14 protein-coding genes, 15 tRNA genes and 1 other annotated feature are annotated in these 15,434 nt (G+C 39.9%); of the genes, 25 read left to right on the top strand and 4 right to left on the bottom strand.

Annotated features, from left to right (window positions below; all coding sequences use genetic code 11):
- Window positions 1–79 precede the first annotated feature (79 nt).
- From AC1ECF_RS07070 to AC1ECF_RS06990, 17 genes are all read left to right on the top strand, one after another.
- A tRNA-Ser gene (locus AC1ECF_RS07070) sits at window positions 80–171 on the top strand.
- Between the two features lie 21 nt (window positions 172–192).
- Window positions 193–267: transfer RNA gene (locus AC1ECF_RS07065), tRNA-Glu, on the top strand.
- 21 nt (window positions 268–288) lie between these two features.
- Window positions 289–364, top strand: a tRNA-Val gene (locus AC1ECF_RS07060).
- A gap of 172 nt (window positions 365–536) precedes the next feature.
- Window positions 537–613: transfer RNA gene (locus AC1ECF_RS07055), tRNA-Met, on the top strand.
- A gap of 1 nt (window position 614) precedes the next feature.
- A tRNA-Asp gene (locus tag AC1ECF_RS07050) sits at window positions 615–690 on the top strand.
- Between the two features lie 23 nt (window positions 691–713).
- Window positions 714–789 (top strand) — tRNA-Phe (locus AC1ECF_RS07045).
- A gap of 4 nt (window positions 790–793) precedes the next feature.
- A tRNA-Thr gene (locus AC1ECF_RS07040) sits at window positions 794–869 on the top strand.
- Window positions 870–880: 11 nt separating this feature from the next.
- Window positions 881–964 (top strand) — tRNA-Tyr (locus AC1ECF_RS07035).
- A 10-nt stretch (window positions 965–974) separates the two neighbouring features.
- Window positions 975–1,048 (top strand) — tRNA-Trp (locus AC1ECF_RS07030).
- Between the two features lie 25 nt (window positions 1,049–1,073).
- A tRNA-His gene (locus AC1ECF_RS07025) sits at window positions 1,074–1,149 on the top strand.
- 34 nt (window positions 1,150–1,183) lie between these two features.
- Window positions 1,184–1,259 (top strand) — tRNA-His (locus tag AC1ECF_RS07020).
- A 1-nt stretch (window position 1,260) separates the two neighbouring features.
- Window positions 1,261–1,332: transfer RNA gene (locus AC1ECF_RS07015), tRNA-Gln, on the top strand.
- Window positions 1,333–1,336: 4 nt separating this feature from the next.
- Window positions 1,337–1,411: transfer RNA gene (locus AC1ECF_RS07010), tRNA-Gly, on the top strand.
- A gap of 7 nt (window positions 1,412–1,418) precedes the next feature.
- Window positions 1,419–1,492: transfer RNA gene (locus AC1ECF_RS07005), tRNA-Cys, on the top strand.
- A 19-nt stretch (window positions 1,493–1,511) separates the two neighbouring features.
- A tRNA-Leu gene (locus tag AC1ECF_RS07000) sits at window positions 1,512–1,593 on the top strand.
- A gap of 309 nt (window positions 1,594–1,902) precedes the next feature.
- Window positions 1,903–3,471 carry an alkaline phosphatase family protein gene (locus tag AC1ECF_RS06995; protein WP_480388687.1) on the top strand — a complete coding sequence of 523 codons (1,569 nt, stop codon included), beginning with the start codon at window positions 1,903–1,905 and terminating at the stop codon, window positions 3,469–3,471.
- Between the two features lie 123 nt (window positions 3,472–3,594).
- Entirely contained in the window at window positions 3,595–3,732 is a 138-nt protein-coding gene (locus AC1ECF_RS06990) for a hypothetical protein (protein ID WP_480388686.1), read from the top strand.
- 207 nt (window positions 3,733–3,939) lie between these two features.
- Here AC1ECF_RS06990 and AC1ECF_RS06985 read toward each other — a convergent pair whose 3' ends face one another.
- Complete coding sequence (locus tag AC1ECF_RS06985) at window positions 3,940–5,049, bottom strand: threonine aldolase family protein (protein WP_480388685.1); 1,110 nt, start codon at window positions 5,047–5,049, stop codon at window positions 3,940–3,942.
- 120 nt (window positions 5,050–5,169) lie between these two features.
- Window positions 5,170–5,383, top strand: a binding site (T-box leader).
- Window positions 5,384–5,428: 45 nt separating this feature from the next.
- Here AC1ECF_RS06985 and proS point away from each other — a divergent pair.
- From proS to AC1ECF_RS06970, 3 genes are all read left to right on the top strand, one after another.
- Complete coding sequence (proS, locus tag AC1ECF_RS06980; protein WP_480388684.1) at window positions 5,429–6,868, top strand: proline--tRNA ligase; 1,440 nt, start codon at window positions 5,429–5,431, stop codon at window positions 6,866–6,868.
- Window positions 6,869–6,986: 118 nt separating this feature from the next.
- Complete coding sequence (locus tag AC1ECF_RS06975) at window positions 6,987–7,502, top strand: RNA polymerase sigma factor (protein WP_480388683.1); 516 nt, start codon at window positions 6,987–6,989, stop codon at window positions 7,500–7,502.
- Window positions 7,483–8,799 (top strand): hypothetical protein, encoded by a 1,317-nt coding sequence (locus AC1ECF_RS06970; RefSeq protein WP_480388682.1) that lies wholly within the window; start codon window positions 7,483–7,485, stop codon window positions 8,797–8,799. Before AC1ECF_RS06975 ends, AC1ECF_RS06970 begins: the two co-directional genes overlap by 20 nt.
- Window positions 8,800–9,009: 210 nt before the next feature.
- Here AC1ECF_RS06970 and AC1ECF_RS06965 read toward each other — a convergent pair whose 3' ends face one another.
- Complete coding sequence (locus AC1ECF_RS06965; RefSeq protein ID WP_480388681.1) at window positions 9,010–9,525, bottom strand: hypothetical protein; 516 nt, start codon at window positions 9,523–9,525, stop codon at window positions 9,010–9,012.
- Window positions 9,526–9,529: 4 nt separating this feature from the next.
- Window positions 9,530–10,219 (bottom strand): B3/B4 domain-containing protein, encoded by a 690-nt coding sequence (locus AC1ECF_RS06960; RefSeq protein WP_480388680.1) that lies wholly within the window; start codon window positions 10,217–10,219, stop codon window positions 9,530–9,532.
- A 57-nt stretch (window positions 10,220–10,276) separates the two neighbouring features.
- Between AC1ECF_RS06960 and queG the strand changes: the two genes are divergently transcribed.
- From queG to AC1ECF_RS06935, 5 genes are all read left to right on the top strand, one after another.
- Window positions 10,277–11,416 carry a tRNA epoxyqueuosine(34) reductase QueG gene (gene queG / locus AC1ECF_RS06955; protein ID WP_480388679.1) on the top strand — a complete coding sequence of 380 codons (1,140 nt, stop codon included), beginning with the start codon at window positions 10,277–10,279 and terminating at the stop codon, window positions 11,414–11,416.
- A 19-nt stretch (window positions 11,417–11,435) separates the two neighbouring features.
- Window positions 11,436–11,909: a tRNA (uridine(34)/cytosine(34)/5-carboxymethylaminomethyluridine(34)-2'-O)-methyltransferase TrmL gene (gene trmL / locus AC1ECF_RS06950; protein WP_480388678.1), complete on the top strand. Its 474-nt coding sequence runs from the start codon at window positions 11,436–11,438 to the stop codon at window positions 11,907–11,909.
- 468 nt (window positions 11,910–12,377) lie between these two features.
- Entirely contained in the window at window positions 12,378–12,560 is a 183-nt protein-coding gene (locus AC1ECF_RS06945) for a multidrug ABC transporter ATPase (protein WP_480388677.1), read from the top strand.
- Window positions 12,561–12,603: 43 nt separating this feature from the next.
- Entirely contained in the window at window positions 12,604–13,434 is an 831-nt protein-coding gene (locus AC1ECF_RS06940; protein WP_480388676.1) for an aldo/keto reductase, read from the top strand.
- A gap of 58 nt (window positions 13,435–13,492) precedes the next feature.
- Window positions 13,493–14,137 (top strand): CPBP family intramembrane glutamic endopeptidase, encoded by a 645-nt coding sequence (locus tag AC1ECF_RS06935; RefSeq protein ID WP_480388675.1) that lies wholly within the window; start codon window positions 13,493–13,495, stop codon window positions 14,135–14,137.
- A 440-nt stretch (window positions 14,138–14,577) separates the two neighbouring features.
- On the opposite strand, the gene AC1ECF_RS06930 is transcribed toward AC1ECF_RS06935, so the two are convergent.
- Window positions 14,578–15,426 carry an RluA family pseudouridine synthase gene (locus AC1ECF_RS06930; RefSeq protein WP_480388674.1) on the bottom strand — a complete coding sequence of 283 codons (849 nt, stop codon included), beginning with the start codon at window positions 15,424–15,426 and terminating at the stop codon, window positions 14,578–14,580.
- Window positions 15,427–15,434: the final 8 nt, after the last annotated feature.

The raw sequence follows: 15,434 nt of genomic DNA, 5'->3' as shown, positions 1-15,434 counted from the left end.
CCGAAGTAGCTCAGTGGTAGAGCAACCGGCTGTTAACCGGTTGGTCGTAGGTTCGAGTCCTACCTTCGGAGCCATTTATGGAGAGCTGTCCGAGTGGCCGAAGGAGCACGATTGGAAATCGTGTAGGCGGGTAACACTGTCTCAAGGGTTCAAATCCCTTGCTCTCCGCCAGATAACTTCTCAATATTAAATGGCCCCTTGGTCAAGCGGTTAAGACACCGCCCTTTCACGGCGGTAACACGGGTTCGAATCCCGTAGGGGTCACCATCTATATTAAACCAGCATTTCGGAGGATTAGCTCAGCTGGGAGAGCATCTGCCTTACAAGCAGAGGGTCGGCGGTTCGAGCCCGTCATCCTCCACCATAATTACTCTGATTTAGAGTAATATTAATACTAAGTAAAACGTATACTATTGTCGCGGGGTGGAGCAAATCGTCAAACGAAGATGACGATTAACACCGATGCAGGCGTAGCTGAAGCAGGTGTCTTACTTTCTTCAAGCGTAGTTGATTTAAATTTCAACATTTACTATTATCGCGGGGTGGAGCAGTTCGGTAGCTCGTCGGGCTCATAACCCGAAGGTCACAGGTTCAAATCCTGTCCCCGCAACCAAGGTCCCGTGGTGTAGCGGTTAACATGCCTGCCTGTCACGCAGGAGATCGCCGGTTCGATCCCGGTCGGGACCGCCATTTTCTTAATAAAATACATATGTGGCTCAGTAGCTCAGTCGGTAGAGCAAAGGACTGAAAATCCTTGTGTCGGCGGTTCGATTCCGTCCTGAGCCACCATCTCGCCGGAATAGCTCAATTGGTAGAGCAACTGACTTGTAATCAGTAGGTTGGGGGTTCAAGTCCTCTTTCCGGCACCAGTATCTCTTGTGGAGGGGTAGCGAAGTGGCTAAACGCGGCGGACTGTAAATCCGCTCCTTAGGGTTCGGCGGTTCGAATCCGTCCCCCTCCACCAGTTTTTAATTAGGGGCATAGTTTAACGGTAGAATAGAGGTCTCCAAAACCTTTGATGTGGGTTCGATTCCTACTGCCCCTGCCAAATAACTAGTTAACTCTGAATAATGGCGATTGTGGCGAAGTGGTTAACGCACCGGATTGTGATTCCGGCATTCGTGGGTTCAATTCCCATCAGTCGCCCCATATTCCTATTAGTTAGCTCTTTTTTTATTTTGTGGCGATCGTGGCGAAGTGGTTAACGCACCGGATTGTGATTCCGGCATTCGTGGGTTCAATTCCCATCGGTCGCCCCATTGGGGTATAGCCAAGCGGTAAGGCAACGGATTTTGATTCCGTCATGCCCTGGTTCGAATCCAGGTACCCCAGTTTTGCGGAAGTAGTTCAGTGGTAGAACACCACCTTGCCAAGGTGGGGGTCGCGAGTTCGAACCTCGTCTTCCGCTCCAATATAACGGCGGCATAGCCAAGTGGTAAGGCACGGGTCTGCAACACCCTTATCACCGGTTCAAATCCGGTTGCCGCCTCCAGTTTTAAAATATTCTCTTTGCCGGTGTGGCGGAATTGGCAGACGCGCGGGACTCAAAATCCCGTTCTTTCGAGAGTGTCGGTTCGACCCCGACCACCGGTATTTAAATGAAATATCTTTTACTTCTAGCTTATGAATGCTGTTATTACAGTGCTGATAAGCTTTTTTTATTTTTGGGAATTGCTAATGCGCTAGTCTTTCTGTTCACTTCGAGTAGTGCTACTATTTTAGTCCATACCTCCCTTGGAAAGCTTACTTCTCGCTTTACATCTTCTACTGTCACGTCTCTCCAGACATTACAAATAAAACACTCCACCTGGTTCGAATCATATATTAAGAAGCTTGTCATAGTGGCATGAATTCTTTTACAAGTACCATACTATCTTTAACGATTAGAAGGTAGGTGGATAAATGAAAAGAAAAATACTTTTGGTTATGGGAGTACTCGTCATAATAAGTGGAGGACTTATGCTGGCTGTTTCTATGTCTCCTACGAAAAAATTAAAAGATGTCTCTGTTAACCCACCCCAAAAACCAATTGTACTTCTTGTTATTGATTCTTTAATGACTGAGCCGCTGCAAGAGATAATAAAAGACGAAAAGGCTCCTGCATTCTCCTTTTTGATGGATGCTGGTCAATTCTATCCAGAGTTCATTAGTTCTTATCCTACTATGTCTGTCACTATTGATAGTACTCTGTTGACGGGAACTTATGCAAATGAACATAAGGTTCCAGGTTTGATTTGGTTTAAAGAGGATGAGGAACGTATAGTCAGCTATGGAAGTGGAATAAGGGAAATGTGGGATAATGGAATAAAAAAAGTAGCGTCTGATAGTGTAATTCATTTGAATGAATCGCACCTTAGCAAGGATGTACAAACGATACATGAAGAGCTGGCTAACATTCGAATTTCTTCAGGCTCTATTAATGGACTCTTATACAGGGGAACAATTCCACAGGAACTATATGTACCTAAGCTTTTATCTCTTGTTGGCCTATTACCAAAAGAACTAAATGTTCGTGGTCCAAAGGTTTTGTCACTAGGGGCATTATCCCAATATAACCCGCAAAATGATTGGAATAAGGTTAGCTGGAAGCGTATGGGGGTTAATAATGATTTTACAGTAAAGGAACTCACTTATTTAATTGAACGTAATAAGCTTCCTGCTTTTACCCTTGCTTATCTCCCCGACGCAGATGCCCCTATACACAAGAATGGACCTAATGATACATCTGGATTAGTTAAGACTGATCGAGCTTTACAAGAAATCCTAAACAGTTTTGACTCATGGGAAAAAGCGGTGGAAGAAGTGACGTTGATCATACTGGGAGATAGCGGTCAATCTGCTGTGAAGGAAGAAAAGGAAACAGCCCTAATTGATTTAAATGCCTTATTGAAGGACTATACCTTCTGGGAAAAAGATAATAAGGATGGACAGCTGGCTATCGCGATAAATGAAAGAATGGCTTACATTTATTTAAAAGATAAAAGCATACACATCGATGATGTTGTAGAAATTCTTCAAGAGGATGAGCGAATAGGTTTTATTTCCTGGAAAGATGAAGTGACAAATTATGTTCAACGTTCAAAAGGGGAGGATGTCTTCACATTTTCACCTGAGGGGCCATATATAGATGAATATAAGCAAACTTGGAAGATGGATGGAGATTTATCTATCCTAGATATTAAATTGGATCAGGAAGGTTCTTTACATTATTCAGCATATCCGGATGCGCTTGCTAGGCTGCATGGTGCTCTCCATTCGCAGGACGGTAAGTTTATTATTGTAGATGCAAAGCCTGGGTATGAGTTTATAGAAAAACATAGTCACGATCATGCTGGTGGAGGAGCTCATGGATCTCTGCATAAATTAGATTCAGTTGTCCCTTTAATCGTGGTAGGAGAAACTGTGAATCCACCAACTAACAGGCTTGTCGACATTAAGGAATGGATTATACAAATGCTTAGTGCCTCCTAAAAATAAACGTTTCTTTATCATTATTTTTTAGAAAGCATGTTTGATTTTTGCTGTATAAGGGAATTAAAAAAGTAAATCAAACATAGGATATACTTATTGCAAATTAGAGAGAGGAGAATAACAATGGTTAAGGTTTATAATTTTATTTTTGACGGAAAAATTATTGAAGTGAAAGCAAAATCAAAGGTAGAGGCCGAGGAAATGGCTAAAGGCATCTACAACGAAATTAAAGAAGAGCAACTACAGCCACAGCAGCAGTAAGCTGTTGTTTTTAATTGGAGGGGTGTTCCATAAGTATTCTACTTACGGGACACCCTTTCATTATTGAATAGGATCACCTCGTGCGGAAAAAGGGATTTAAGGAAGGAAAACTAAGTTCGTCACATCGTGTGACAACGTTTTCCTGACCAACATCCTGTTGGCCTCCGCGGACAAAAAGAGAACGCCAAATTCAAGAATCAATAGGATCTACCTGAACATTTGACTTTCTACTTTTTTCATTTGCTCACTCAGTAATTCAAAAGCTTTTTTAATTTCCTCCTTAGGAAGAGCCTCATAAACATCTCCGATACTTAGCTCAAAGTAACATGTAGTGTCATCTACCTCATTTACATAAGGAGTAATTGCAATGGAAGAGGTTTCCTGATAAGCAGCAAGCAGTTGTTCTGCCTCCTCCTTTGATCGATTAATATGTACATGAAACATATTAGAAACAGGAATCTCTGGTAACGTCTTTATATCTGGACAAGCATTAAAATAGGCAGCAAGCTCTTTGGCATGTTCGTAGTATTGGTCCATTTTATGGGCACGCTTATTAAAATAATAGTCGGCAGCGATAATATAAGGATAAAGGCTGATTAGGTTGCCGCCGTATCTCTGTTTCCATACTTTTGTTTTCTCCAAGAATTCCTTATCACCAGCTAGAATAGCACCAGCAATTCCACCGATACCCTTATAGAAAGAAACATACACGCTATCAAATAGGTCGCAAATCTCCTTAGCAGTCTTTTGATAGTAAGGCAGCGTTTCCAATAATCTAGCTCCATCTAAGTGAAGCTTGATTCCTTTTTGCATACAATAAGCTGAGATATCTTGTAGGGTTTGCAGGCTAGGGAGCTGGCCACCAATTTCTCTCTGCGGAAGCTCTAGCAGGATACAGGAGACTTCATCTGTAAGGGCTTCAATATCGGCAAGCTCAATGACGCTGTTTTTCTCTGCTAACAACACCGTTTCAATATGATGTAGCTCTTTTAAACCATTCTGTTCGTGAAGCTCTAAATGGCTTAGAGGGTGGTAAGCTACTTTTTTAATGCCTTTGTCGTCACACCAGACACGTAAAGCAATTTGTTGAGCCATTGTACCGCTTGGAAAGAAGACAGCTGCCTCTTTACCTAGAAGCTTTGCCATCTTATCCTGAAATTGTTCAATAATTTCCCCAGAACCGTAAATATCACTCACTTGGTTGCCATCTATTTGTTCCAATGCTTTTTTTAATACATCTACATTGCGTGAACCATTACCTGCAAACGTATAGGTAGGTGTATAAAAAGAATTTCTTAATAATTCTGAACTACTCATATGTAACCCTCCCTTTATTATTTCTCAAGTATAAGGGAAAGAGAGTAGGATTATCAGCATTTTCTCAAAATAACTCTCCCATTGTATTAATGAAACTGTTTTGGTATATTATAAATAATATAAAAGTCTTTGATGTGACCAAGTAGATAAGAATTGTGAAACAGAAAATATAGCATTTGCTGAGAGCTATATCACCGCTTCTTGTTGAAACCTATCACGGAGATGTTATGCAAACATAACCGATTCGTTTTCGTTACCAAACGATTAGAGGGCTTAACATGTTAAGCTAAACTAAGGTGGTACCACGTCTATTCAGCGTAAAGACGTCCTTTTCATAAGGACAGCTTTACGCTTTTTATATTTTTAGGAGGGTATTTATATGACAAATCAACAGCAGAACGATTTTACCAAATGGTATATCGACACGATTCAAAAAGCAGACTTGATGGATTATACGCCAGTACGTGGATGTATTGCCTTCAAACCAGACGGATATGAAATCTGGGAGCATATCCAAGAGGAAATGAACAAGCGCTTTAAAGAAACTGGACACCGCAATGCCTATTTCCCAATGCTTATTCCAGAGTCATTCTTTCAAAAGGAAAAGGACCATATTGAAGGATTCTCTCCAGAGCTTCCATGGGTGACAGAGGCTGCAGGGGAGCAATTAGAAGAAAGGCTAGCACTACGTCCAACCTCTGAAACGATGATCGGGCATTTATATTCTGACTGGATTAAAAGCTATCGTGATCTTCCAGTATTAATCAACCAATGGGCAAACGTTTTCCGTTGGGAGAAGAAGACACTTCCTTTTATTCGTACATCAGAATTCCTATGGCAGGAAGGACATACTGCTCACGTAGACGAAGAGGATGCTCGCAAAGAAACGATGCAAATGCTAAACATCTATAAAGAAGTAGTAGAGGGTCTTTTAGCTATCCCAGTCTATGATGGGCAAAAAACACCTTCTGAGCGCTTTGCAGGAGCGGTAGATACGTATTCTATTGAGGCGATGATGAGAGATGGAAAAGCAGTTCAAGCTGGTACGTCTCATTACCTTGGAACAAAGTTTGCTGAGGCATTTGATATTAAATACTTAAATAAAGAAAACAAGCATGAGTATGTGCATACAACCTCATGGGGAACTTCTACACGCTTAATCGGGTCGGTAATTATGGTCCACGGTGATGAGCAAGGCCTAGTGCTGCCACCACGTGTTGCTCCAACTCAAGTAGTCTTGGTACCAGTTGGTCCATGGAAGAAAAACCCGGCAATCGTTGAAAAATTAGATGAAATCTATGCAGAGCTAAAAGCAAAGGGCATTCGAGTGAAGCTAGATGACTCTGATCAATCACCAGGCTATAAATTTAATGAGTGGGAGCTAAAAGGCGTACCTGTTCGTATTGAACTTGGACCACGTGATTTAGAAAACAATCAAGTTCTTTTAAAAGCTCGCGATTTATCTGAAAAAGAATCAGTAGAGATTGCAAATGTTGTGAGTAGAATTGAAGAAGAACTAACTGTTATGCAAACTCGTCTACTTGACAGAGCTCGCGCATTCCGTGATGAAAATTCTCATACACATGTAAATTCTTTAGATGAGTTAAAGGCTCATATTGAAGGCTCTACTGAAAAAGGGGAAATCCCAGGATGGATTTTAGCTGGCTGGTGTGGAGATGATGCTTGTGAGGAGCATGTGAAGGAAGAAACGAAGTTTACAACACGTAACATTCCTTTCAATCCACCTGCTCATAAAGAAACATGCATCAACTGTGGAAAAGAATCGAAGCACACAGTTTGGTTTGGAAGAGCATACTAATTATAAGATTTAATCAGTCATTGGTTATCCAATGGCTGATTTTTTTATTTCTTCAATTCTTGTAAGATTAAGGGAAGTAAAACGTCTAATGAAGTAGTAGGTAGATAGGAGGGGTCACTTGGAAAGGCAGATAATAGAGGAATGGTTTGAGCTATATGAGCGAGATGTAACGAGCTTCCTCGTATACTATACGGGAAAAATGGATGTTCAGGACCTTGTGCAGGAAACTTTTCTCCGTGCACTAAAAAAGATTTCTTACTTTAAACAAGGTGCCCATCCGAAAACCTGGTTGATAACCATTGCTAAAAATATCGTCATTGATCGGTCTAGAAAGAAAAATATTTGGAGCAGAATAAAATATTCTTTGTTAGAAGAAACATATACGGAAGGTCTTGACCAAACAATTTTAATGGTAGAGTCGAATAAAGAATTATATGTAGCAATTAATAGATTACCAGCTAAAAATAAAGAGGTAATTATATTAAAAGCAATCCTTGAATTACCCTCAAAACAAGTAGCTGAAATAGTAGATTCGAATGAAAACCATGTAAATGTTCTGTACCATCGCTCGCTCAAAAAACTAAGAAGTATTTTGGATACGGAGGGGTTTGGATATGAAACGAGAACACGATGATTTAGAGGAGCAGCTTCGAGATCTTCCAAAGCATTCTCTTAATCAGAAGGACAAAAGAAAAGTTATTCAAAGTATTCGCAGTGCGCCAAAGCCAACACGTTTAAGCTTCTTAAAGCCTCTGTCTATAGGTGTTATAGCTGCTTGTCTATTAATGATTGCTTATTTAGCAAGTCCTATGTACAGTTCTATATTAAAGAAAGAGACAGAATTAGGGCTAAGCTCAGTAACGGAACAGGATAATCTAAAAAGCATGGAGATTACTAACGTTACAGCTTCTGAAAAAAGCATGGATACGTCAGGAGAAAAGTTACGTGGAATAAGAATAGAGGTATCATTAGCCTCTAAAGAGCTTGTACCAATGGAAGTGTGGAATAACATAGAGTTTCGAGCTGATAACCCATATCTTTTCTCGAAGGACAGCTATGGTAAAGGAAAAAAAGTAAGCTATAATACAACAGCTAATGAGGCGGGATATAATTATACAATAGCCTTTGAAAGTATGTATGCAAATTATTCGCAGAAGGAATTGGAGAATTTATTTGATGAGATAGAAAATATTCGATTCACGGTGGAATACAATGGTACTCTGTTTACTTTGGAAAACCGCTCCCAAGAAGCTGTCACATTGGATGCTCCATTAGCCACTACTTTTCCTTTATCTGACGGAAATCAACATGTAATAGGGATAGAGGGGAAAATAGGAATACTAGGCCCAGAGCATTTTGTGGCAGAGGACCAGCGGCGAGGAGCAAAGCTCATGCTCAACTATTGGGGAGAATCTGATTCACTAGTAGGGAAGGAATACAGGGTAGAGGCTGTCCATGGGGATGGGGAAACCCTTCAATTATCGAAGGGAGTATTAGCTGCTGCTTTATATAGTGAGGATGCGCATGTTGTGACAAGCTTTCCTGCTTTTACGAGAGAAGGGTTCTGGCAGCTTTCCTTTTATGTAGAGGATAATTTGTTCGAACAGTTTCGAATAGAAGTCCTTCCCCCTTTCCCAAAGACAGAACATTATACAATGTTGGATGCACCAAAAGAAATTCCGATTGGTGAATCTGTAGATATAGTGATAGAAAGCACTATACGGGAGAAGAATGATATCGAGGTGCTCTTAGTAAGCTCAGATGAAGAGGAAATTTTGCAGAAGAGCAGCTTTCAATATGATGGATACCCTTTAATTAATGCTAAGAATGGTCAAAGATTATTTCATTATGATGGGCAAATAACATTCCCTAAAAAAGGTGCTTGGAAACTTATGATTAATGGGGAAGAAACACAGGTATTTGAGAATTAACCATATAAAAACGCTCCCTCCAATAAAGGAAAGGAGCGTTTTTCATAGCAGAAGGTTCAGTAATCACTAAGGTTTTGTCAATTGCCATCGCAATGGTCAGTCATTAGTTATTAGTCACAAAGTAAATGGTGAATGGTCATTGGTTTGCCATCATTTAAATTGTAATGACCTCCTACTATGCCTTGGCAAGGAGTCTCACCTTACCAAGGTTTAAGCATATTTTTCTTCATCAAAAGCGATGGTAATGGAATAGTTTTTAGCGTTAATCAGTCCGGATAATTTATTCGCATCTTTTTCAAACTCCAGAGCCTTTTTTCGATATTCCTCCGGTTCAAAGAGAGCAACCTCTACATAAGTAGCCCCATCTCCATAGCCGAATTGAATTTTTTCCTTGTCGTGGCTTCCCAGCTGTTTATACACTCTAGCCTGAGCACGTAGTTGAGTGGCTAGTTCAATGGCCTCCACTATCGTAAGGGTCTCTTTTTTATATGTAATAGTGTTTTGCAAGTTGGCCTCATATATAAGTCTATCAAGCTTTCTAATATCATAGCGAATATCATTCATTTCTACGTCTATTGCTTCTACCGATCTTATTTGGGGAGCAGGTGTAGTCCCTTTTTCAATAACAGTGAAGCCTACTCGCATAATTTCTATTTCTAGTTCTTGTACTCTCTTCAATAAAATACTCTTTAGCTTCACAGCCTCTGCAAGAAGTATAGGTGCCATAAATTTATATCCTCCATTCTATTTGATTATGATCTAAAAGAATACTTTCGGCCTCTCCGCCATGAACTTGGGTAAACATTTGACCCATGGATTCTACTAGTTTAGTAGCTGCTTCCTTTTGCATAGAAGGTCTAAGAAAAACCACTTGGAGAGCAGACGTTGTATCTTCCGTGACTACAGTCCGCTTAGAATCGACAAATGGACTGCCGAATGGACCTTCTTCATCTTGTAATGTCACAATCCCGTTTAGATTATTTTCTCTACCGTTCAATCCAAGATAAGCTGTTTCTGCATTGCCGAGGGTGATGATAATATTTCCTTTTATTTGCTCGAGATCATAGATACCTAATGGGATTTCATAGCGCAGGGAGAAAAAATTATTTAAATCTACTGCGGAATGCAGAGGTGTGATATAATTTTGTTTTGCAATCCTACGGTACATTGCTTCCATAGAAGGTCTGTATCTGTTTGGATCTGCTCCGAGCTTTTTCCAAAGAGCTCTCCATTCCTGAATTCCTTCAAAGGAGTTTACAGGCTTGTCCTCTAGTTCAAAGAAAAGCTGTTCTTGAAATAATTGGAGGCGACCTTTAAGCATTTGAGGGGAAGAGGAAACCGCTATTTTGTTATAATAAAGAAGGCCGATTTGAAAATTGGACTCCTTTTGAAGGATAGCTTCATCTAGCTTTACAATCATGAGAATCACCTCAAGTTGGAATTTATATTAGTGTACCATAAAGAAGGGAGAACCACTGTGAATATCAATCAGTTTCAACAGAATCTTATTGAATACGCCACGTCCATTGGAATTGATAAAATTGGTTTTACGACTGTTTCTCCGTTCGCAGAGTTAAAAAATAGATTAATCCGTCAGCAAGAGCTTGGATATGCATCAGGATTTGAAGAGCCGGATGTTGATAAGAGAACAACACCAACACTTCTATTAGAGGAAGCACAAAGTATCATCTCTATTGCTGTTGCGTACCCCTCTAAAATGAAGGACGCTCCACAAAGTAAAAAAGGTGCACGAAGAGGCATTTTTGCACGTGCTTCTTGGGGAATGGATTACCATACCGTCCTAAGAGAAAAGCTAGCGCTTCTAGAATTATATATATTGACTCACATACCAGATGCAAGGATCCGCTCTATGGTGGATACCGGAGAACTGGTCGATCGTGCTGTTGCAGAGCGTGCAGGGATAGGTTGGAGTGCAAAAAATTGCTCTATTATTACTCCTGAATTTGGTTCTTACGTGTATTTAGGAGAGATGATTACCTCCATTCCTTTCGCGCCAAGCGAGCAGATGGAAGACCAATGCGGAGATTGTCGTCTTTGTCTTGATGTTTGTCCAACCGGTGCTTTAGTAGAAGGTGGGCAGTTAAATGCCCAGCGCTGTATAGCCTTTATTACACAAACGAAAACGATTGTTCCTGACGAGTTTCGAGCAAAGATAGGCAATCGAATCTATGGCTGTGATACTTGCCAAACCGTTTGCCCAAAAAATAAAGGAAAAGCGAATATGCACCAGGAGGCATTTAAACCTGATCCCGAGCTAGTCAAGCCTTTACTGCTGCCAATACTCGAAATGAATAACCGTACCTTCAAGGAACGATTCGGTCATATGTCAGGCGCTTGGAGAGGGAAAAATCCAATTCAAAGGAATGCTATTATTGCATTAGCACATTTTAAAGAGGAAGCTGCGGTTCCGCTGCTTATTAAACTGATGAAGGAAGACCCGAGACCAGTTATTCGAGGAACAGCAGCATGGGCAATCGGGAAGATTAATACCCCTGAAGGATTGCTTGCATTACAGCAGGCAGAAGAGACGGAACAAGAGGAACTTGTTTTAGTGGAAATTAAGAAAGGGCTGGAATTCTATTCAGCCATAAAATAAATCTAGGAAGTGGATAATCGTGAGTATCAATGTAGTATTATATCAGCCGGAGATTCCTGCAAATACAGGTAATATTGCAAGAACCTGTGCAGGGACGGGAACCAAGTTACACTTAATTAGACCATTAGGCTTTTCTACCGATGATAAAATGTTAAAAAGAGCAGGTCTTGACTATTGGGAGCATGTGGACATCACTTATTATGATTCACTAGATGATTTTTTTGAAAAGCATCCAAATGCTGAGTATTACCTAATTACGAAGTTTGGAGCAAAGACTCATTCTACTTTCGATTTCAGTGATGCGGAGAAGGATCATTTCTTCATATTTGGGAGAGAAACAAAGGGACTTCCAAAGGAATTCATAGAGGCTCATCCTGACCGAGCACTTCGTATCCCTATGAATGATAATATTCGCTCTCTAAACCTATCCAACACTGCCGCTATTCTTATTTATGAGGCATTGAGACAGCAAAATTATCCGAATTTAGATTAGAAAAAGCCAGGAAGTAGTATCTAATTAATTAGATACTATCTCTTATATAATCCTTATGAATATACGAAAATCAAAAAAACGGACGAAGTCATCTGACTCGTCCGTTTTTGGTATTATTTTTCAGATGCACCTGGTTTGTCGTCATAACCTGCAGTAAAGATAGCAGTTAGGAACGCAACACAAACACCGAGAATAAGTACTAATTTCATGTGAGTGCCTCCTTAATATGTTCTAAATTTTAGTATAACTTACTTTCTGAAAAAATGAAATAAAATGGACATTTTAAATGTGTCAGTTTTCGCTCTATTCAAAGTTGGCAGTCATAGAGGGAAAATAATTTATACACCTTATATTTATGAAGTCGAAGTTGGTTAGAAGGAGTAAATTTGGAGAATGCTTCAGATAAGACTCAAAGTTGCAACTGTCTTGCAATTCTACTAGGATATAATAAAAGGAGTGATCTTTTCCATGGCTGATTTAAGAAACGGTCCAGAAAACGGTTCAATGGCAAATAATATGGATGAAGTGAAGACTTTAGGCAAGCAAATGGAAAGAATGCGCGACAACAAAGGGCTAGAAGAGAACAACCGAGTAGCAGATCCTGCACAAACAGATGATGCTACCCCTTTAAAAAAGAGAGAGGACAACTGATTTTTTCAGTTGTTCCTCTACTTATCAAGAAAGGATGACACAAATGGAGTTACATATGAATTCAACCAAGCGATTAGCAAATGGTGTGGAAATGCCTCGTATTGGGCTAGGTGTTTATAAAATGACAGAGCCAGAGGAAGCTTTTCAGGCAATGGTTAGTGCCTTAGATGCAGGCTATCGCCACATCGATACAGCTTCTTTATATGGTAATGAAAAACAGGTTGGGGAAGCAGTTAGAGCTTCTGGGCTTAAAAGAGAAGATATTTTTATTACCACCAAGGTGTGGAATACGGATCAAGGCTATGATGAAACGTTAAAGGCATTTGAAAAATCACTTGATTTACTTGGAATGGACTACTTGGATTTATATTTAACACATTGGCCAGTAAAAGAGAAATTCATAGATACATATAGAGCAATTGAAAGATTGTATGAAGAAAAATTAATCAGAGCCACTGGCGTGTCCAATCATAATATCCATCATTTAGAGGCAATTGCTGCAAAGGCAAACATTCAACCAATGGTAAACCAAGTGGAATGTCATCCACGGTTAACGCAATTAGATTTACGAGAGTACTGTGCAGAGCATAATATCGCTGTGACATCATGGTCACCACTTGCTAGAGGTGGCTTATTAGACGAACCATCTTTAGCTAGAATTAGCTCGAAATATGGAAAAACTCCTGCACAAGTAATCATCAGATGGCATCTACAGCATGATTTGATCGTGATACCAAAGTCAGTAACTCCATCTAGAATAGCGGAGAATATTAATATTTATGACTTTGAGCTATCCTTTGAGGATATGAATAATATTGATGAACTTAATATGAACGCAAGAACAGGAGCGGATCCTGATAATTTTAACTTTTAATAAGAGAGGCTGGCAGATATATTGTCAGCCTTTTCTTATAGAAGGGAGCTGATATAGCATGAATAAGCATGTGCTTTTTATTGTCTCGACATCTATCATAGCTTGTTTTGTGTTGTATTTTTTAGAAAGAGTATTGCTAGTAAGCTATGAAGGAAAAACAATAGCTAAAATTCTTTTGTTTACCTTGCTGCCATTTATCTATTGGAAGTTCTTTGCATCAGTGCGAAATAAAGAAAAAAGGCTGGGCAACCTTTCGCTAAGTGTGGTGTTGTCGATTGCTACGTTTGGTGTAATATGGGGTGCTTTTTTCTTATTAAAGGACTTGGTGGACTTTCAGGAAATTAACAATCAGCTGCAGCTCAGCAAGCAGGAGCTTTTGTTAAGAGGAATATATATTATAGTTGGGAATGCGTTTCTAGAGGAATTCTTTTTCAGAGGGTTTATTTTCTTAAATCTTTATCGTGCTCATTATAAGAAGACAGCTTACATATTTTCGTCGGGCTTGTTTGCCTTATATCATATAGCTATTTTTCAATCGTGGTTCAGCTTGCCAATCATGCTATTAATACTTGTTGCACTGTTCCTAGTTGGTTTCATCTTTAACTATCTTTGTCAGCGAGTATCCTCTTTCACAGGTTCTTGGGTCGTTCATGCTAGTGCGGACCTTGCGATTATCTTAATAGGCTTTTATATGTTTTTTTAATGAAAGAGGTTGGGACAAATCGATTGGGAAGCACTTATGTTAATTTTTGAACCTTAGGTTCTCCGCTGCGTCGGACGCTTTCCGGAGGCCAACAGGATGTTGGTCAGGAAAACGTTGTCACACGATGTGACGTTCTTAGTTTCTCCTTCCTAAAACAAGACAGCACCCACACGGTTGCGTGTGCTGTGCTGTCTCAAGTTTCTTACTTAAAATTAATTTTGATCATTAAAATTCAAACCGAAAAAAATTCTTTAAGGAAGGAATAGGTTTGGACCCAACCATTCTTTTTTATCCCGCATTAAGGGACAGTAAGACTCCCACTCAAGATGGCAAAAGAAATGAGACAGCTAAGTGGGAGATCAACTGTCCCTAAAAGCCCGATTGGTTCAACTAATGATTGGTGGGGATGAAAGAAAACCCCCACCAATTAAAGTTTCACTTTATCTTTTATCCTCCACTGTAATCATTTCTCCCGTGATTGGGTGATTGAATTGAACTTTAAAGGCGTGTAGCTCATACGTGTGAGTAGGTGTTTTTTTAGCTCCATATAAGGTATCCCCTACAATTGGATGACCAAGATGTGCAAAGTGAACACGTATTTGGTGAGTTCTTCCTGTTTCCAAAATAGCGTGTACCTTTGTAAATAGGTCATGTCTTCCAACTACCTCATAATGAGTAATAGCCATTTGCCCGGATGGAGACACAATTTTGCGAGTTGGATGATGACGATCATTTCCGATGGAAGCACGGATGGTTCCATGATTATTTTTTAATTTTCCTTCCACAATCGCTTCATAGGTGCGGATAATTTGTTTCTTTTCAATCATGCGGTCAAGCTGGCCTTTTACGATTGGATTTTTAGCAATCACGATAAGTCCTTTTGTTCCTTCATCTATTCTGTGAATATGCTCAGCATAGTGGTGTCCTTTTGCGGATAAATAATTCATGACTATATTCATCAGTGTATTCGTTTGTCTCGCTTCGTTTGGATGAGTCGCTATATTGCGTGGCTTGGATACTACTAGTAAGTACTCGTCCTCGTAAGCGACGTAAAGTGGAAGGTGGTCAGAAGGAATATAGTGAGACTGGTCTCCCTCCCAAGTGAAAACTAATTTGTCGCCTTGCTTATTTGGAAGCTTCCACTGAAGCAGCTCTCCTTTTTCATTGGAAACCGCCTTTTGCATACGCAGCTCATGGATAAGCTTCTTTCCAAGATTCCATTTTTCTTGTAAAAGTGTGTCAATCGTTAGTCCATCTTCTTGTACTTGGTAGGTTAGTTTATGAATCATGATATTTC

The sequence above is a fragment of the Psychrobacillus sp. Z3-81 genome, from assembly GCF_056620325.1.
The sequence above is the reverse complement of the archived record's forward strand: the minus strand, read 5'-3'. Positions and strand labels throughout refer to the sequence as shown.